The sequence below is a fragment of the Pseudarthrobacter defluvii genome, assembly GCF_030816725.1.
Taxonomy (GTDB): domain Bacteria; phylum Actinomycetota; class Actinomycetes; order Actinomycetales; family Micrococcaceae; genus Arthrobacter; species Arthrobacter defluvii_A.
Map to the genome: position 1 here is coordinate 3310158 of NZ_JAUSYG010000001.1, position 18726 is coordinate 3328883.

At 62.7% G+C, this 18726-nt stretch carries 10 protein-coding genes, 3 rRNA genes and 1 pseudogene; 3 read left to right on the forward strand and 11 right to left on the reverse strand.

All coding sequences use genetic code 11. The features are described 5' to 3' along the window. The 4 genes from QF031_RS15445 to QF031_RS15460 form a co-directional block, all read right to left on the reverse strand. Positions 1–759, reverse strand: coding sequence for a LamB/YcsF family protein (locus tag QF031_RS15445; RefSeq protein ID WP_307429982.1), 759 nt, complete (start codon positions 757–759; stop codon positions 1–3). Positions 760–1082: 323 nt separating this feature from the next. Then, a 5S ribosomal RNA gene (gene rrf / locus QF031_RS15450) occupies positions 1083–1199 on the reverse strand. A gap of 169 nt (positions 1200–1368) precedes the next feature. Then, positions 1369–4498 (reverse strand): 23S ribosomal RNA (locus QF031_RS15455). A 511-nt stretch (positions 4499–5009) separates the two neighbouring features. Further along, a 16S ribosomal RNA gene (locus QF031_RS15460) occupies positions 5010–6533 on the reverse strand. The 16S, 23S and 5S rRNA genes sit together here, the layout of an rRNA operon. Positions 6534–7825: 1292 nt before the next feature. Here QF031_RS15460 and QF031_RS15465 point away from each other — a divergent pair. Then, on the forward strand, positions 7826–8299 hold the full coding sequence (locus tag QF031_RS15465) for a hypothetical protein (RefSeq protein WP_307429986.1): 474 nt from the start codon (positions 7826–7828) through the stop codon (positions 8297–8299). A 240-nt stretch (positions 8300–8539) separates the two neighbouring features. On the opposite strand, the gene QF031_RS15470 is transcribed toward QF031_RS15465, so the two are convergent. Continuing rightward, positions 8540–9250, reverse strand: a complete 711-nt coding sequence (locus QF031_RS15470) for a PASTA domain-containing protein (RefSeq protein WP_307429989.1) — start codon at positions 9248–9250, stop codon at positions 8540–8542. Positions 9251–9316: 66 nt separating this feature from the next. Continuing rightward, entirely contained in the window at positions 9317–10585 is a 1269-nt protein-coding gene (locus tag QF031_RS15475; protein WP_307433399.1) for a GmrSD restriction endonuclease domain-containing protein, read from the reverse strand. Positions 10586–10938: 353 nt separating this feature from the next. Between QF031_RS15475 and QF031_RS15480 the strand changes: the two genes are divergently transcribed. Further along, positions 10939–11331 carry a VOC family protein gene (locus QF031_RS15480; RefSeq protein WP_307429992.1) on the forward strand — a complete coding sequence of 131 codons (393 nt, stop codon included), beginning with the start codon at positions 10939–10941 and terminating at the stop codon, positions 11329–11331. Between the two features lie 71 nt (positions 11332–11402). On the opposite strand, the gene QF031_RS15485 is transcribed toward QF031_RS15480, so the two are convergent. Genes QF031_RS15485 through QF031_RS15500 form a run of 4 tightly spaced genes read right to left on the reverse strand, consistent with a single transcriptional unit; the run spans position 11403 to position 15326 of the window. Next, the gene (locus QF031_RS15485) at positions 11403–12428 is read right to left on the reverse strand and encodes a LacI family DNA-binding transcriptional regulator (RefSeq protein ID WP_307429994.1); all 1026 of its coding nucleotides are present in this window, start codon (positions 12426–12428) and stop codon (positions 11403–11405) included. Positions 12429–12462: 34 nt separating this feature from the next. Beyond that, the gene (locus tag QF031_RS15490; RefSeq protein WP_307429997.1) at positions 12463–13194 is read right to left on the reverse strand and encodes a cupin domain-containing protein; all 732 of its coding nucleotides are present in this window, start codon (positions 13192–13194) and stop codon (positions 12463–12465) included. 2 nt (positions 13195–13196) lie between these two features. After that, a complete protein-coding gene (locus QF031_RS15495) occupies positions 13197–14174 on the reverse strand; it encodes a PmoA family protein (RefSeq protein ID WP_370874569.1) in 978 nt (325 codons plus the stop codon). 21 nt (positions 14175–14195) lie between these two features. Beyond that, positions 14196–15326: a Gfo/Idh/MocA family protein gene (locus tag QF031_RS15500; protein ID WP_307430003.1), complete on the reverse strand. Its 1131-nt coding sequence runs from the start codon at positions 15324–15326 to the stop codon at positions 14196–14198. Positions 15327–15606: 280 nt separating this feature from the next. Here QF031_RS15500 and QF031_RS15505 point away from each other — a divergent pair. Next, positions 15607–17983 (forward strand): annotated as a pseudogene (locus QF031_RS15505) (glycoside hydrolase family 3 N-terminal domain-containing protein). 18 nt (positions 17984–18001) lie between these two features. On the opposite strand, the gene QF031_RS15515 reads toward QF031_RS15505, so the two are convergent. Continuing rightward, complete coding sequence (locus QF031_RS15515; RefSeq protein ID WP_307430006.1) at positions 18002–18709, reverse strand: DUF624 domain-containing protein; 708 nt, start codon at positions 18707–18709, stop codon at positions 18002–18004. Positions 18710–18726: the final 17 nt, after the last annotated feature.

The window sequence follows — 18726 nt, forward strand, 5'->3', positions numbered from 1 at the left end:
CTAGGCGAAGCTCTGGATCTGGATGCCGGCGTTCTCCAGGGCGGAACGGACCGCGGCGGCCATGGCCACGGCGCCGGGGGTGTCACCGTGCAGGCAGATGCTCTCGGCCTTGACGGCGACCAGGGATCCGTCGATGGCGCGGACTATGCCATCGCCGGCCAGGCGAAGGACATGCTCGACGACGTCCTCCACCTGATGGAGCACGGCGCCCGGTTCGCGCCGGGAGACCAGGGTGCCGTCCGGGTTATAGGCGCGGTCAGCGAAGGCCTCGGCAACGGTCCGCAGCCCGGCGGCCTCGGCCTGGCGCTGGATTTCGGAGTTCGGCAGCACCATAAGGGGCAGGGTGGGGTCAACGGCGAGGATGGCGGCCACCACGGCGCCGGCCTGCTGCGGGTGGTTGACGATGGTGTTGTAGAGGGCGCCGTGGGGCTTGACGTAGCGGACGGCGGTTCCGGCGGCGAGGGCCACGGCCTGGACGGCGCCGATCTGGTAGACGACGTCGGCGGTCAACTCGGCCGGGGTCATGTCCACGAACCTGCGGCCGAATCCTGCAAGGTCCCGGTAGCCGGGGTGGGCGCCTACGGCGACACCGGCCTTCACGGCCGCCTGGCAGGTGGCCATGATTCCCACGGGGTCGCCCGCGTGGAAGCCGCAGGCCACGTTGGCACTGGACACGCTTTCGAAAATGGCGGCGTCGTCGCCGAAGGACCAGTTCCCAAAGGACTCGCCGACGTCGCTGTTCAGGTCGATGCTGGGCATTGTGATCTCCGTCTCGGATTGGTGTCCTTCAAGAATGCCCTAAAAATTCGGATTGTTCAACAATCCACAGTCCTTGATTACCACCCCTCCAACGCCGGCTCATGTCTGGCAGGTTCATCTTGAACGCCCGCTCACGTCTGGCGGCATCATCTTGAACGCCCGCTCTCATGGCTTCGATAGCTATGAGAGGGCGTCGATGGTTTACCTGTCAGGGGTGAGCGGGGGTCCTGGGGCTGGTCCCGGTATTGGGTTCGTTTTGGGTGGTGTGTCGTTAAATGTGGGAGGCCCCAACCGTGTGGTTGGGGCCTCGACCTCAATGATTGTTCCGGCGGTGACCTACTCTCCCACACCCTCCCGGGTGCAGTACCATCGGCGCTGTGGGTCTTAGCTTCCGGGTTCGGAATGGGACCGGGCGTTTCCCCCACGCTATGACCGCCGTAACCCTTTCACCCGCTCCCCCGCGTTGGTGTTGCTTTGGGGGTGGGAAGACTGTGGTTACAACATGTGGTGTTGTATTCAGTTGTGTTGGTTCCCTGTGCAACCCGTGTGTTGCGGGGTTGTTGGTTGGGAACCACATAGTGGACGCAAGCAGAATTTGTATGTTTCTGTGTGGTGTAAGTTGTTGGCCTATTAGTACCGGTCAGCTTCACGAGTCGTTAGTCCTCGCTTCCACATCCGGCCTATCAACCCAGTGGTCTGGCTGGGGGCCTCTCACACATAAATGTGTATGGAAATCTCATCTTGAAGCGAGCTTCCCGCTTAGATGCTTTCAGCGGTTATCCCATCCGAACGTAGCTAATCAGCGGTGCACTTGGCAGTACAACTGACACACCAGAGGTTCGTCCGTCCCGGTCCTCTCGTACTAAGGACAGCCCTTCTCAAATTTCCTGCGCGCGCAGCGGATAGGGACCGAACTGTCTCACGACGTTCTAAACCCAGCTCGCGTACCGCTTTAATGGGCGAACAGCCCAACCCTTGGGACCTACTCCAGCCCCAGGATGCGACGAGCCGACATCGAGGTGCCAAACCATGCCGTCGATATGGACTCTTGGGCAAGATCAGCCTGTTATCCCCGAGGTACCTTTTATCCGTTGAGCGACGGCCATTCCACAATGTACCGCCGGATCACTAGTCCCGACTTTCGTCCCTGCTCGAGATGTCTCTCTCACAGTCAAGCTCCCTTGTGCACTTACACTCGACACCTGATTGCCAACCAGGCTGAGGGAACCTTTGGGCGCCTCCGTTACTTTTTAGGAGGCAACCGCCCCAGTTAAACTACCCATCAGGCACTGTCCCTGACCCGGATTACGGGCCGAAGTTAGATGTCCAAAGTGACCAGAGTGGTATTTCAACGATGACTCCACCCGAACTGGCGTCCGGGCTTCAACGTCTCCCACCTATCCTACACAAGCCACTCCGAACACCAATACCAAACTATAGTAAAGGTCTCGGGGTCTTTCCGTCCTGCTGCGCGTAACGAGCATCTTTACTCGTACTGCAATTTCGCCGAGTTTATGGTTGAGACAGCGGGGAAGTCGTTACTCCATTCGTGCAGGTCGGAACTTACCCGACAAGGAATTTCGCTACCTTAGGATGGTTATAGTTACCACCGCCGTTTACTGGGGCTTAAATTCTCAGCTTCGCCTTGCGGCTAACCGGTCCTCTTAACCTTCCAGCACCGGGCAGGAGTCAGTCCGTATACATCGTCTTGCGACTTCGCACGGACCTGTGTTTTTAGTAAACAGTCGCTTCCCCCTGGTCTCTGCGGCCCCGATCCCCTCCCACCAGCGATGTGGTGTTCAAGGTTGGGGCCCCCCTTCTCCCGAAGTTACGGGGGCATTTTGCCGAGTTCCTTAACCATAATTCTCTCGATCGCCTTGGTATTCTCTACCTGATCACCTGTGTCGGTTTGGGGTACGGGCGGCTAAAACCTCGCGTCGATGCTTTTCTCGGCAGCATAGGATCACCAAATCCCCCCAAACGGGGGTCCCATCAGATCTCAGGCTATGTGAGTGGCGGATTTGCCTACCACTCGCCCTACATCCTTAGACCGGGACAACCATCGCCCGGCTCGGCTACCTTCCTGCGTCACACCTGTTAATACGCTTGCCTCCCGGGATCAGGTCCTGCGCTCCACCAAAACCCTTCACCCACAAGGGGTGTCGGGCAGGTTTCGGGCAGTTAGTATCCCCCGCTCAGCATGGGCGGTTTTTCGCCGGTACGGGAATATCAACCCGTTGTCCATCGACTACGCCTGTCGGCCTCGCCTTAGGTCCCGACTTACCCAGGGCAGATTAGCTTGACCCTGGAACCCTTGATCATTCGGCGGACGGGTTTCTCACCCGTCTTTCGCTACTCATGCCTGCATTCTCACTCGTGTAGGCTCCACCGCTGGTTTACACCGCGACTTCACCGCCCACACGACGCTCCCCTACCCATCCACACTCCTGAACCACGAAGGCTTGGAGAATATGTGAATGCCACAACTTCGGCGGTGTACTTGAGCCCCGCTACATTGTCGGCGCGGAATCACTTGACCAGTGAGCTATTACGCACTCTTTTAAGGGTGGCTGCTTCTAAGCCAACCTCCTGGTTGTCTTCGCAACTCCACATCCTTTCCCACTTAGCACACGCTTAGGGGCCTTAGTTGGTGGTCTGGGCTGTTTCCCTCTCGACTATGAAGCTTATCCCCCACAGTCTCACTGCTGCGCTCTCACTTACCGGCATTCGGAGTTTGGCTGACGTCAGTAACCTTGTAGGGCCCATTAGCCATCCAGTAGCTCTACCTCCAGCAAGAAACACGCAACGCTGCACCTAAATGCATTTCGGGGAGAACCAGCTATCACGAAGTTTGATTGGCCTTTCACCCCTACCCACAGCTCATCCCCTCCATTTTCAACTGAAGTGGGTTCGGTCCTCCACGACGTCTTACCGTCGCTTCAACCTGGCCATGGGTAGATCACTTCGCTTCGGGTCTAGATCACGCCACTCACACGCCCTATTCAGACTCGCTTTCGCTACGGCTGCCCCACACGGGTTAACCTCGCGACGTAACACTAACTCGCAGGCTCATTCTTCAAAAGGCACGCCGTCACCAGAATCAGACTGGCTCCGACGGATTGTAAGCACACGGTTTCAGGTACTGTTTCACTCCCCTCCCGGGGTACTTTTCACCTTTCCCTCACGGTACTGGTCCGCTATCGGTCATTAGGGAGTATTTAGGCTTATCAGGTGGTCCTGACAGATTCGCACGGGATTTCTCGGGCCCCGTACTACTTGGGATACTCACACAGGCGGTACAAACACATTACGGTTACGGGACTAACACCCTCTCTGGCCGGCCTTTCAAAACCGTTCACCTATGCGCGCACATCACACCCCACCAGCCCGGCAGAACTGGTATGGAAAGTCCCACAACCCCGACCATGCAACGCCCGCCGGCTATCACACATGGAACGGTTTAGCCTGATCCGCGTTCGCTCGCCACTACTAACGGAATCACTATTGTTTTCTCTTCCTGCGGGTACTGAGATGTTTCACTTCCCCGCGTTCCCCCCACGCACCCTATGTGTTCAGGTACGGGTCACCAAGTCACTCGCGCGCTTGGCGGGGTTTCCCCATTCGGACACCCTGGGATCACAGTCCGGTTATCGACTCCCCCAGGCTTATCGCAGATTCCTACGTCCTTCTTCGGCTCCTAATGCCAAGGCATCCACCGTGTGCTCTTAAAAACTTGACCACAAAGATCAAAAACATTTTCGAGAGAACCACAGAAACCAACCACGCACAATCAACACCACCCACAAAGGAGCAGCACCACCACGCGCAGCCAGATCCAGGTTCATATATCTTGGAAATTGCTTCTTATACAAGATGCTCGCGTCCACTATGTAGTTCTCAAACAACAACCCCACACCACACACCCCACACACAAACCCCCAAAGGGATCAACACGCGTGGACCGTCATGGCAGGGAAACCAGAAACAAACAAACCCGGGGAAACCCCCGGCCCTGTTGCCTCAGGACCCAACAGTGTGCCAAACACTAAACCATCCCCACCCGCACCCCACCGTTCCAGAACCACCAGGGTTCGTACTAGAGAAGAGCGCAGAAAGAAACAGCCGCTATTTGTTGATATTCCACCCATGAGCACCCGCCGCAGGACAATCGCCTGCGCAACGGGCTTGCTTCCTGACAACCCCCACACCCGGACATACATCCAGGCCGGATGGTTGTAGGTGCTCCTTAGAAAGGAGGTGATCCAGCCGCACCTTCCGGTACGGCTACCTTGTTACGACTTAGTCCCAATCGCCAGTCCCACCTTCGACAGCTCCCTCCCACAAGGGGTTAGGCCACCGGCTTCGGGTGTTACCAACTTTCGTGACTTGACGGGCGGTGTGTACAAGGCCCGGGAACGTATTCACCGCAGCGTTGCTGATCTGCGATTACTAGCGACTCCGACTTCATGGGGTCGAGTTGCAGACCCCAATCCGAACTGAGACCGGCTTTTTGGGATTAGCTCCACCTCACAGTATCGCAACCCTTTGTACCGGCCATTGTAGCATGCGTGAAGCCCAAGACATAAGGGGCATGATGATTTGACGTCGTCCCCACCTTCCTCCGAGTTGACCCCGGCAGTCTCCTATGAGTCCCCACCATCACGTGCTGGCAACATAGAACGAGGGTTGCGCTCGTTGCGGGACTTAACCCAACATCTCACGACACGAGCTGACGACAACCATGCACCACCTGTAAACCGACCGCAAGCGGGGCACCTGTTTCCAGGTATTACCGGTTCATGTCAAGCCTTGGTAAGGTTCTTCGCGTTGCATCGAATTAATCCGCATGCTCCGCCGCTTGTGCGGGCCCCCGTCAATTCCTTTGAGTTTTAGCCTTGCGGCCGTACTCCCCAGGCGGGGCACTTAATGCGTTAGCTACGGCGCGGAAAACGTGGAATGTCCCCCACACCTAGTGCCCAACGTTTACGGCATGGACTACCAGGGTATCTAATCCTGTTCGCTCCCCATGCTTTCGCTCCTCAGCGTCAGTTAATGCCCAGAGACCTGCCTTCGCCATCGGTGTTCCTCCTGATATCTGCGCATTTCACCGCTACACCAGGAATTCCAGTCTCCCCTACATCACTCTAGTCTGCCCGTACCCACCGCAGATCCGGAGTTGAGCCCCGGACTTTCACGGCAGACGCGACAAACCGCCTACGAGCTCTTTACGCCCAATAATTCCGGATAACGCTTGCGCCCTACGTATTACCGCGGCTGCTGGCACGTAGTTAGCCGGCGCTTCTTCTGCAGGTACCGTCACCTTGCGGCTTCTTCCCTACTGAAAGAGGTTTACAACCCGAAGGCCGTCATCCCTCACGCGGCGTCGCTGCATCAGGCTTGCGCCCATTGTGCAATATTCCCCACTGCTGCCTCCCGTAGGAGTCTGGGCCGTGTCTCAGTCCCAGTGTGGCCGGTCACCCTCTCAGGCCGGCTACCCGTCGTCGCCTTGGTAGGCCATTACCCCACCAACAAGCTGATAGGCCGCGAGTCCATCCAAAACCACAAAAGCTTTCCACCAACCACCATGCGATGGAAGGTCATATCCGGTATTAGACCCAGTTTCCCAGGCTTATCCCAGAGTCAAGGGCAGGTTACTCACGTGTTACTCACCCGTTCGCCACTAATCCACCAGCAAGCTGGTTTCATCGTTCGACTTGCATGTGTTAAGCACGCCGCCAGCGTTCATCCTGAGCCAGGATCAAACTCTCCGTTGAAGTAAAACAGACACAACCAGGAACCACGGAAATAACGCGGAACCAGGCTGCACAAAATTTGAAACCAGCCAAAAACACCAAACCGATACCACAGGGGCGGCACGATTCGGCAAATTCAACCAATTACATACATAATCGGTATCAACAAACTTGGCACACTATTGAGTTCTCAAACAACAGACACACCCGGCACCACCCAAACCAACGTTCAGGATCGCTCCGGAGCAACTTTCCAAACCTACCCGATCACACCCTGCGACGCAAATCCATGTCTCAGGATGCTCATCAGTGGAAGACCGGCCCCACCCATTTCCAGCGCCCTAAAGAGCAACCAGATTTTGGCTTTGATTTCGGGGTTTTTGGCCGCGCGGTGATCAGTTCTTCACTGTCTCCCCCGCGGCGACTTAGAAAACAATACCCGTCCACACCCCCCACCGCAAATCGACTCTTCTGTCCCAAAGAACCGCGGAATCTAGCGGCAGAACGGGGCATCGGCGCACCCAGGCCGGCTGCCGCCGTCGTTATTGCCTCGTGTGGTCTCCGGCACAGGCCCGGCAGTTCGGTATAGAGTGCTGGGTCCCTGCCATGGGAACTGCAATCAGAGGCAAGTAACCCACCTGTGAAAAAACGGGTATTGACCACTCGAGCCCCTGTGTGCCCGGGGCCCTTAAAGTCATGACTGGAGCTGGCGGCGAAAGTGTTCGGCTGAGACCACGAACGCTTCCCCCAGCCGCCGCCAGCTCCGCACCCGGCCGGGACCACGGACCGTGACTCCCCAGGACGAACCTCAAGATTGCAGCAATAAGTCCCAATAACGGACAAAGCGCCTTCCCCGTCATCCCTGGGGTTCCTAGAGTGTCCCCTATGGCAATGGCCGGGGGACCTTCCCCCAGCAGATCAAGCCAAGGGGGATATATATGGGCGCAGCTATTCCGCTCGCTGGCATGGGAGCATCCAGCGCGCCACCTAACGCGGGTGTTCCTGTTCCCGCCCCGCCGAGGACGCGCTTGGCAAGACCACGCGCGGTCCAGCAGACTCGGGCTTCCGTGCGGCGGGAACATGAGGTACAGCGTCTGATCCGCGACCTCGCCACTCTTGCAGCATCCCACCGCCCCGAAGCCCAGTAAAAGAGCATGCCGTGGCGCGGTTCCCGGGGCACCTGTGGCTCCTTCGCCGGGAAGGTGGATAAAGCCACTGCACCCCAGGTCCGTGGTGTCCCGGTTCCAAAGACCCTGTTTCCGTACTTTCGCCCGCCCTAGTCTGTCGTCATCCACCACATCAAGGAGGCATCCATGCGCACAGCAGAACCAATGACTGAAACAGAGCGGATCCATCGTCTCTCCGAGAACCTGCTGAGCCAGGTGTCGAGGGGCAGGGAATGGGCCACGCCGGGCGTCCAGGCTGCGCTCCAACGGGCGGTGGCCGGACTTGATACAGGCATCGAGACCGCTTCCCCGCGACTCCAGGCGTTGCTCCGACGGTTGGCGGATGAGCTCGCCGGCGGCGTGGAGGTACTCACTCCCCGGGTCCAGGAACAACTCAAGCGGGTCGGCCCGAAAGCGTCTCCCCCGGTCCCTGTCCAGGCTCGTCGGCCCGAACCCAGGATGTGGTTGTGGGTTCTGGGGCTCGGGGCCCTCGCCGCCGGTGCCGCAGTGTGGCGCTCCAGGCAGCCGTCCAAAAAAGAACCAGCGCCTTCAGCGGGCGAGCCGGCGCCCGGCCGCACGGATCCGAATGTCGATGCTGACCTAACCTCCGGACGCATGTAGGAGCCTGCGCTGCGGAGGCCACCATAGGAGCGTCCGCGGGGACCACAAAGCGGTCTGCACGGAAATCTTCCTGGTGACGGTCACCCAGACGTTCATTTCCGGAGGTGACTTTCAAACCAGACGAGCCGCGGATCTCCTCGAGTTGGAGACCGCGGCTCGTCCTATTGGTTCATTGTTCACTGTGAAGTCCTGAAAACGTCGTTCGGACGTTAGAGCCAGAGCCTCTGTCTGACGGGCACTCTACTTCGCGATGCCCCCGTGCCTGCTGCAGGCGCCCTGACGCGTTGTGCCCGGCCAAACATAGCCGTCACTGCAAATGATTGCACCCCCGACGGCGGCCGGTGCGGGAGCGGGTGCTTGCGCAGCCTTCTGAGCTGCCTGCGCTGCGGCGGCTTGCTCGGCTGCGGCCTTGGCAGCGGTGTCCCGGGCCGCCTGGTCTGCTGCAGCCTTTGCAGCGGCAGCCTGGTCTGCGGCGGCTTTGTCAGCTGCGGCTTTATCTGCGGCAGCCTTCGCAGCAGCGGCTTGCTCGGCGGCAGCCTTATCGGCCGCTGCCTTTTCAGCGGCAGCCTTTTCCGTGGCGACGTCGTCGAGGTTCTTGACGCCCAGATGCACCGTGGAGCCCCTGGCCGCTTGCGCACCGTCGGCGGGGTCCTGGGAGATCACCTGCCAGTTCTTCTTGACCATGATCGACTTGCCCTTGACGGTGTCCACGGACTCAACCTTGAAGCCGAGCTTTTCCAGCTGGTCCGTGGCCTTGTCCAGGGTCAAGGTCACCACGGCCGGAACAACCACGGTCTCTGTTGTTTGGGAAACAGCCGTTGCTGTTGCGGTTGCCGTTGGCTGCGTCACTGCCTGCTTGCCGCCGCAGCCCGTCAGCATGAGGCCTGCCAAGACAGTCAAAGCAAGCGTCTTCTTCAACCTGCCGACGGCAGGAACTGTTACTACTTTCATTTTTCCCCTTGGAATACATGTGATGGTGATGAAAACTGCGTCCGGAAATACCGGACATGGGCTCACTTATTCGCAGGCGACGCCGTCGGAATCCCGGTCCAGTGCAGGGCGGTAGCCGGCCTGGCCCGCGTACAGCGGTGCGGCTCCGGCAGCCTTCGCCGCGGTGCAGTTCGCGTAGTAGGCAGCGGCAGGGGCCGGAACGGGTGCGGCAGGTGCCGGGGCGACCGGTACCTGGGCGGCCGGAGCAGGAGCAACGGCCGCCGGCGCGGGAGCCGGGGCAACCGGTGCAGGAGCCGGCGCAACTGCTGCAGGTGCGGGTTCCGCCGCAACTGGCGCAGGAGCCGGAGCCTGCTGGTTTGTCGGCGCCAACTGCCCGTTGCAGTCGCCAAGGATCCGGGCCATGGCGTCGTGTTCGGCCTGGGTGACCCACAGCCCGTAGGTGGCCTTCACGGAAATCTGGCGTGCAATGTACTCACACCGGAAGCTCTTGTTCGGCGGCAACCAGGTGGCCGCGTCGCCGTCGCCCTTCTTGATGTTGGTGGGCCCATCGGTTGCCTGCAGGTTCAGCGGGTCATTGGCAAACGCCGTCCGCTGTTCCTGGGTCAGCTGTTGGGCACCCTTCTGCCAGGCATCGCTGAGCGCCACCACATGGTCGATCTGCACAGCGCTGCTGGTGCCCGATCCCCGCACAAAGCTGATGGTGGTGCCCGTGTACGGATCCGCCAGGGTGCCCGACTGCACCTTGCACGGCACACTGTTCGTGTACGTGATGCCGGTGAGGTCGCGCTTGAGGATGTCGTTGCGGGTATCGCAGCCGTTCCGGTCCACATCCGCCCACGCCTGGCCGAACCGCGCCCGGTCATACCCCGTCTTCGGCGCCCGGCCCTTGATGGGAAGGGTTGCCAGCAGGTCCATCGCTTTGGTGGCATACGCAGGCTGCGCGTTCGGCGCGGTGGCAGTGACGCCGGCGGCAAGATCGTAGGGGCTTTCGGGGTCCAGCGGTTCCCCGGTGTCCTGCGCGGTGGGAGTTGGGGTGGACGACGGCGACGCCTTGGCCGTTGGAGCCGCGCTCACCTTCGCAGGCGCTGCCTTGGCGGTGGTGTCCGAAGATGCCGCCGCCAGGTCTGCCTTGGCAACGTGCGGCAGCGTGAAAGCGCCGCCAATGAAGAGCGCCAGTGAAGCGACGATCGCGACGGCGCCGGCCTTCCGTTTCGCAGGCAGCCAGGCCCAGGAACGCCGTCCAGTGAGCAGGACATACAGCCCGGTGAGGGCAAATGAAATTCCCAGGACAACCAAGGCGCCGCCGAATCCGCCGCTCCGCGCTGCGAGGAGCATAAACACTGCGGTAATTGCGCCAACTATGAAGGTTGAAGCGCGGGGTTTCCGCGGCGTTTCGTAGTCGGACATTCTTTCCCCATTTACAGGAGGCCCAGGAAGGGTGCCTCCAGGTATGCCGGGCCTGCTGCTAAACCCAATAAACTCGTCGCCGACGAGCCTATGCTTCATTTCCTGCGTTATAACGCGCCTCTCACGATCCTCGGCCAACATTCAGACAGTCTTGATGCGACCTTGAGTAAAGGGTGTCGCAATACGGTTCCGGGGCTTAACAATTAGCAGGGGGACACCGCTTTCACTTGGTTATGGAACCGCCATTCCCAGGAGCAACGGGCGCAGATAGAGTGACCGGCATGCAGATGCGCCTTGAAGTTGTACAGGTCCCGGTATCCGACGTCGACAGGTCCAAAGCGTTTTACACCGAAAAGCTGGGCTTCGTCCCGGACCACGACGTGGAGCACATCCCCGGCATGCGAGTGGTCCAACTGACTCCCCCAGGTTCCGCCACATCGGTGGTCATCGGTACGGGAATGACCACCATGACACCGGGCACCCTCGAGGGGCTGCAGCTGGTGGTTCCCGACATTGCCGAGACCCGCAGCGAGCTGGTCCGCCGCGGCGCTGACATCAGCGAGATCCAGGACCTTGGCGGCGTCCTGTTCGCCTACTTCAGTGACCCCGACGGCAATCGCTGGGTGATGCAGGGCGAGACCCAGCAGCACATCCAGGAGGCGCACAAGCCCTAAGGAAGAACCACCAAAGGTGAGCGGGCGTCGCCAAGAAACCCACCAAAGGTGAGCGGGCGTCAGGGAGGGCGCTACTTCTTGGGCGGCGGCGCCGTGGACCCCCGGACCACCAGCTCCGTGCCGAGTTCGATCCGCTGAGGGAGTTCCTCGTCACCGTCGAGATGGCGAAGTAGGGCCCTCATCGCAGTCTCCGCCATCTGCACCACGGGCTGGCGGATGGTGGTCAGGCCCGGCTCGACCCACTCGGCCGCCGGAATGTCGTCGAAGCCGATGATGGACAGGTCCTGCGGTATGCGGAGCCCGGCAGCGCGCGCAGCCCGGTATGCCCCAAGGGCCTGGCCGTCGTTGCCGGTGAATATCGCCGTAGGCCGGTCCGGCAGCTCCAGCAACTTCCGCGTGGCAGCTTCACCCGCTTCGATGGAGAAGTCGCCAGGAACCATTAAGGCCGGGTCCAGGGTGATGCCTGCGCGGCGCAGTGCAGAGACGTAGCCGTCCTCCCGGGCACTGCTGCACTGCAGGTCCTCGCGGCCCCCGATCATCGCGATCCGCTTGTGCCCCAGCTGCAGCAGGTGCTGCGTTGCCGAATGGCCGCCCTCCCAGTTGGCTGCCCCCACAGTGGTCAGGTCGGGCCCGGGTTGGCCCACGGGATCGATCAGCACGACGGGTATTCCCAGGGACTTCACGCGTTGGATCTGCTTGGCGTCCAACTGGTAGACGGCCATCAGCAGGCCGTCCGACTTCCGCTCGGCCAGGTTGGCCAGCCAGGGCCGGATGCGCGAGCCATCCAGGTTCAGGCTGCTGACTACGGTTCCGTACCCGGCATCCTGCGCCACGCGCTCAACGCCTTCGATGATTTCCAGCGCCCATTCAGAGCCCAGGCCCGGGAACACCAGGTCCACCAGCCCGGCCTTCTGCCTGCGCTTGGCCGGGCGCCGGGCGTAGTCGCGTTTGGCGATGATTTCCTCCACCCGCGCCCGGGTCTCGGCCGCCACGTGGGCGTGCCCGTTCAAGACCTTGGAGACGGTGGGGACAGAAACTCCTGCCTCTCGGGCTATCTCGCTGATCGTCGCGCGCCTGGTGTCCTGCTTGCTCACCACGGGGACCGCCCTTTCACCCGGGCCATGCCCGGTGTTAATTATCGGAAAGTTCCCACGCCTGAATCCGGCCACACATGCCATAGATCCTGAAGTTTTCCCGTTTTCCCATCGTAGTTCGCGCGTTCCCCAGATAGATACTTTCTGCCGTGTCCAGGGACGCAAGCTGTTGCCGCGTGAGTTCGGCCTGCCGGGCCGCTCCCCCTGCCAGCAGGTCCGCCCACGCCGTGGTCCTGCCGGACACCAGGCGGGCCGCGGACGCGTGGAACCCTGCCAGCGCTGGCGGCCCGGAGGCAAGCACGGTCTCCTTCAGCGCGAAGTAACCTTCCAAAGCCAGATCACGACGGCGGCGGGCGGCTTGCTCTCCGGCTGCCAGTCCGGCGTCGGCGTCCTTGTGCTCCAGTGCCGCTGCACGCTGGTAGGTGTCCGCATCCGCCAGGTGCTCGGGCGGAAACGTCATCACGGCGTCGCCGTGCTCGGGAAGTCCGGCGTTCTGCATCACCACCAGGATCCTCAGGTCCCCCGAGTCGTTGATGGCGCGGTGCACCGTGCCGGGCGTAAACCACAACACCGTCCCCGGGTTTAACGGGCTGGATGTGTAACCACGTGAGTCCAGTGTCTCCAGACGGCCGTGTCCTTCGAGCACCACGTACGCTTCGGTGGACGCCGTGTGGAGGTGCGGTGACCCGCCGGCTGCTCCGTCGGCTCCGGGCCAGTCGTAGACGCTGATCTCGGACAGGCCGGTGGCACCTGGAAAGGAGGAGGCCACGCTCACCGCCAGCTGCGCAGTGCGGCGTCGGCGGCAGCGGCCAGTGCCGCGGCACGCGCGGCGTCCACGCCGCCGTCGGCAATCACCACTGCATAGCGGTAGGTGAGCGGCGAGCCTTCCCGCAGGGGCACCTCCGCACTGAAAAACGGTGCCGAGCCCAGGCAGGCGAACATGGAGGAGCGTGCGAACCACTGGTTGGGCGCGCCCGGGTTTGAAGGGTCCTCAACGAACGCGATGGTGGAGGATCGGCAGGTACCGTCGTGCTTTCCGGTAAAAGCGATCCACGGCGAACGGGTGCCCATGAACTCGTCCGTTCCGGTGGCGTCCTGGCTGCGGAACTCACCGCCCGTGAAGGACCGGGGCCCGCGCCAGAAGAGGCCGCCGTAGCCGGCATTGTCCCGCCCTTCGGTGGTGGGGCTCCCGATGCGGATGTCCGCACCGGAGATGTTGCTCATCCGGGTTTCGAAAAGGATGGCGTAGGCCCCGGCAGTGTCGCTGCCGGTCCCTTCCTCCAGGAGCTGGATGCTGAACCGGCGGTTCTCCGCGATGACCGGCCCGCCTTCCTCGGATGTCCAGGTGAGGGACTCCGACGCGGTGATGCCGGCGCCGTACTGGTCGATTCCCGTGAAGGATTCGTGGGTCATGGCACCGTTGTTGTCCAGGTTGGCGTACTCCGTGGCGCGCGTGTAGGTGGCCCCGCCCCAGAAGTTGTGCGGCCCCACGTTGGGGAGCGCCCAGGAGAGCCCCTTGTGCCAAACATGGTCGCAGGGGCGGGAAATGGTTACCTCCTCGCCACCCAGGGTGGTGAGCGGGTGGAAGAACGGGCGCGGGCTTTCGTACTGCTCGTCCGTTGGTTTGTAGGTGTAGGTGGCGATGGGGCACCCGTCGGCGGTGAAGGTGAGGGCCCTGCCGTCGTCCTCGAAGCTGAGCCGGGCGGTGGCAGTGGCAGAAGGGGCGGTGGGTGAAGAGGTGGTCACGATGGGTCCTTTGGAAGGTGGGAATCAAACGGCGGTGTCGACGGCGGTCCGGTCCAGGGCCGTGGCGTCCAGGACGCGCGTGCCCAGGCCGTCGCCGTCCATGCCGCCGTAGAACGGGTGGCCTGGAACGATCTGGCCTCGGCGTACCGGCTGCCCGGTAAAGGCTGAGGCGTAAATGGCGGCAGCGAGTTCAAGGGTTTGCCGCGCGGAGTCTGCGTCGGCCGGAAGCGGCCCGCCGGCGTCGAGCGCGTCATACATGGCCAGGAACTGGGCCGCATGGCCGCTGCCGCGCTCCAGGGGCTGGCCATTCCACGCTGCAGCCACCGCACCTTCGTGGCCGGGAGCCCCCGTGACGGTCCAGTTGTCCGTGCTGTAGCCGTAAAGGTGGCTCAATTCAACGGAGGCGAACTCGCAGTCGATGCGGATATCCGAGGTTTCCCGTGGCGAAAGCAGCGAATTGATCATGGTTGCCACGGCACCGTTGCGGAACCGGACCAGCGCGGCCGACAGGTCCTCAGTCGACGTGGCCCGCGCCTGCCGCCCGGCAACGGCGGTCACTTCCTCCCAGGGGCCCATCAGGTACAGGAGCAGATCGAACTGGTGGATGCCGTGGCCCATGGTGGGACCACCGCCCTCGGCGTTCCAGGTGCCGCGCCAGGGCAGGTCCCAGTAACTGTCCGGCCGGTACCAGAGGGTGTCGCACCGTGCCACCAGCGGCCGGCCGAAGTCGGACCCGCCGATCAGCTGCTTTGCCGCGGCGGACGCGTCTCCGAAGCGGTGCTGGAACACGCAGGAGAACTGGGCGCCGGCCTTGGCCTGCGCCGCTTCAAGCCGGTCGAAGTCCGCCAGGCTGAGTGCCGGGGGCTTCTCGGAGAGCACATGGACCCCTGCCTCCAGACATTCGATGGCCTGGTCGATGTGGAACATGGGCGGCGTGCAGAGATGCACGATGTCAGGTTTTGCCTCGGCCAGGAGCTCCGCCAGAGTGAGGTAGGTGCCGGGGATGTCATGCTTCCCGGCGAAGGCATCCAGCCTGCCCTGGTCCACGTCGCAGGCCGCCACGAGCTGGGCCCTGCCTCCGGTCCTGGCCAGGCTTTCCGCATGGACCGCCGCAATACCGCCGGTTCCCACGATGGCCACTCTGTACGTCCGCATGTTCTCTCCGTCGTTGCAGTGAAATAAGTAGCAGTGAGGCCGGCAGACAGGAGCACCGTGCTGCCTTCGCCGCGGCCTGTTGGATGCCCCGGTCAGTACCGTGCTTGGAAACTTTCCAGACTCCACCCGAAGATTTCGCGTCCCACTGCCCGTGCAAACGTCTCGCCTCCGCTTCAACCCTAGGAATCGAGTTCATGCTGAGTCAATGCTTTTACCCTAGAAACAAAACATAAGTTTCTGATAGTTTCTTAGAAACTTCTTTCGATCCTAGGAGACGCCCGTGACCAGCGGTGCCGCCGAAAACCAAGTCCATGCCTCCTCTGCTGGAAATGGCCAGCCGGATCCCGCCGTCGGGCGCCCGTCCGTTGATGAGCTGGTGCAGCAGATGACGCTGGAGGAGAAGCTGGCACAGCTGGTGGGCGTCTGGGTCAACGCCTCCACCGACGGGGACTCTGTGGCGCCTCTGCAGAACGAGATGGCCGGTGACGGGCGGTCCTGGGAGGATGTCATTGCCTCCGGCCTTGGCCAGATCACGCGCATGTATGGCACCGTTCCGCTGGAACCGCTTGAGGGAGCCCGCCGGCTTGCCGCTGCCCAGAAGCAGATCATGGCAGCTTCCCGCTTCAGCATTCCGGCCCAGGTTCATGAGGAATGCCTCGCCGGGCTGGCCGCCTGGAAGGCCACCGCCTTTCCCGTGCCGCTTGCCTGGGGCGCCACGTTCAACCCCACGTTGGTGCGCCGGATGGCAGGCCTCATCGGTGACCAGATGCGTGCGCTGGGGGTCCATCAGGGCCTGGCCCCGGTCCTCGACGTGGTGCGCGACCTCCGCTGGGGCCGCGTGGAAGAAACCATTGGCGAGGACCCGTACCTGGTGGGAACGGTAGCCGGCGCCTACGTCTCGGGACTGGAGGCTTCCGGGATCGTTGCCACCCTCAAGCACTTCGTAGGCTATTCGGCCTCACGCGCCGGGCGGAACCACGCCCCGGTGTCCATGGGTCCGCGCGAGTTGGCCGATGTCATGCTGCCCCCGTTCGAGCTGGCGCTGAAGCACGGCGGCGCCCGGTCGGTCATGCACGCCTATACGGACACCGATGGCGTTCCCGCGGCCGCCAACCGTGCCCTGCTCACCTCGCTGCTGCGCGACCAGTGGGGCTTCGCAGGCACCGTGGTGGCGGACTACTTCGGTGTCGCCTTCCTCGACGTGACCCATGGCGTCGCTGCCGATTCCGGCGAGGCCGCTGCACTGGCACTGGCTGCAGGAGTGGACGTGGAACTGCCCACCGTCAACTGCTACGGCCAGCCGCTGCTGGAACGCGTCCGCTCCGGCGCAGTGTCCGAATCCCTGGTGGACACCGCCCTGCGCCGGGTGCTGCGGCAAAAGCAGGAAGCGGGGCTGCTTTCGCCAGGTTTCGACCCCGCTCCCCCGGTCCTGGCCGCCGGCACCGTCGATCTGGACCCTGCGGCCAACAGGGCGCTGGCCCGGGAAATCGCCGCGCAGTCCCTGGTGTTGCTGACGAACAGGAAGCACGACGGCGGGCCCGGCCTGCCGCTGCCTGCTGCGGCCCGGGCGTCACTGGGCGTGGTGGGGCCGCTGGCGGAGGATCCGTTCGCCATGCTGGGCTGCTACTCCTTCGACGCGCACGTGGGTGCCTCCCACCCGGACGTTCCCATGGGCATCAGTGTTCCCACGGTGTCCGCCGCGGCTGCCCGGCGTTACGGATCCGTGCGCAGCGCAGCCACCGGAACCTGCGAGGCCATCACCGAGGAAGAAATCGCGGATGCTTGCGCCATCGCCGCATCCGTTGAGACCTGCGTCATTGTGGTCGGCGACAACGCCGGGCTGTTTGGCCGCGGCACATCCGGCGAGGGCAACGACGCAGCCGATCTTCAGCTGCCGGGTGACCAGCACCGCATGCTGGACCGGGTGCTGGCCGCCGCAAAGGACGCCGGGACCTGCGCCGTCGTGGTGGTCCTCAGCGGCCGGCCCTACGCACTGGGCGACTTCGCTGAGCGGGGCCGCAGCGATCGTGCAGGGATTCTTCCCGGGCGAGGAGGGCGCGGAAGCACTCTGGGATGTGTTGTCGGGGGCGGCGAATCCGTCCGGAAAGCTGCCGGTCTCCGTTCCGCGCACGTCCGGCGGCCAGCCGGGAACCTACCTGCACAGCCGCCTTGCGGGTCCCACCGGTGTCAGCGCCCTGGACCCCTCGCCGCTTTTCAGCTTTGGCCATGGCCTGTCCTACACGTCGTTCGGCTTCTCCGGCCACGCGGCGAGCCGGTCGGCCATGTCCACGTCGGACTCTGTCACCGTGGCCTGCACCGTCACCAACACTGGTGCAGTCGAAGGCGCCGAAGTGGTGCAGCTGTACCTGGAGGACCCGGTAGGAGAGGTGGTGCGCCCCGTCCGCGAGCTGATTGGCTACGCACGGGTGGAACTCGCTGCCGGAGCCTCGGCTCAGGTGGAGTTCACGGTGCACGCGGACCGGACCTCATTTACGGGCCTGGACCTGAAGCGGGTTGTCACGCCGGGGCTGGTGAAACTGCATGTGGCCACCTCCAGCACTGCCGACGTCCACACCCACGAGGTCATGCTGCATGGTGATCGGCGGGTGGTGGGGTTCGACCGGGAGATGCTGACGCCCGTGACCGTGACCCCGTAGGTTGGGGCGAATCCACGCCTATGCGGTGGTGAACTTCTCCTCCACCAGGCGCAGCAGCGGCCGGGAGTTCAGGCACACCAGGAACACCACGGCGCCTGCGATGACCGGCAGCAGGTACGCGGTGGTTGCCAGCAGCAGGGTGGCGGTCACGAACAGGATGCCCACGTTGCCCAATGAAACCCGCTTCCGGGCACTGAAGCTGTAGAGGGACAGCCGGTACAGGTCGCGCGTCCGGAACGAGAAACGGGATAGCAGCAGCAAGGCGTGCACGGCCGTGGTGAGCACCAGCAGGGCCAGGACCAGCAGCGCCAAGCGGACGGCCGGTGCTGCCGGACTCGAAGGGTTCAGGGCGGCTGGCAGCCCGGCCAGATTGACCGCGATCACGGCCAGGACGAGCAGGCAGGGCGTCCAGACCTTCAGCGCAGGAACGAAGTTCAGCCGGTAGCTCCGGACGAAGTCCTTGTACACGCCGCTGTCGTGGCCGGCCAGCAGGCGGTTGAACGCATACATGCACGCCACCAGTGCCGGGCCGGCGGGAACCAGCGCTACCGGAACCAGCCAGATACCGGCTGCCGGCCCTGCAAGCAGGGCCGGCAGCAGCAGGATGTTGGCCAGGACCAGGAGTGCAGAGCCTGTCATCACGCCGGCGATGGTGCCGGCCGCCCTGAACAGGGGGCCGGCACCGTACTCCGCCTTCTTCTGAACCACCAACTGCCTTTCGGTCACGGCGGAAGGCCCGCTGC

Coding starts and splice junctions, on each gene's coding strand:
- QF031_RS15475 (WP_307433399.1), bottom strand. CDS start 10,585: ATGCTCCTCGCAGCGCGGAGCGGCGGATTCGGCGGCGCCTTGGTTGTC.
- QF031_RS15465 (WP_307429986.1), top strand. CDS start 7,826: ATGCGCACAGCAGAACCAATGACTGAAACAGAGCGGATCCATCGTCTC.
- QF031_RS15480 (WP_307429992.1), top strand. CDS start 10,939: ATGCAGATGCGCCTTGAAGTTGTACAGGTCCCGGTATCCGACGTCGAC.
- QF031_RS15500 (WP_307430003.1), bottom strand. CDS start 15,326: ATGCGGACGTACAGAGTGGCCATCGTGGGAACCGGCGGTATTGCGGCG.
- QF031_RS15445 (WP_307429982.1), bottom strand. CDS start 759: ATGCCCAGCATCGACCTGAACAGCGACGTCGGCGAGTCCTTTGGGAAC.
- QF031_RS15470 (WP_307429989.1), bottom strand. CDS start 9,250: ATGAAAGTAGTAACAGTTCCTGCCGTCGGCAGGTTGAAGAAGACGCTT.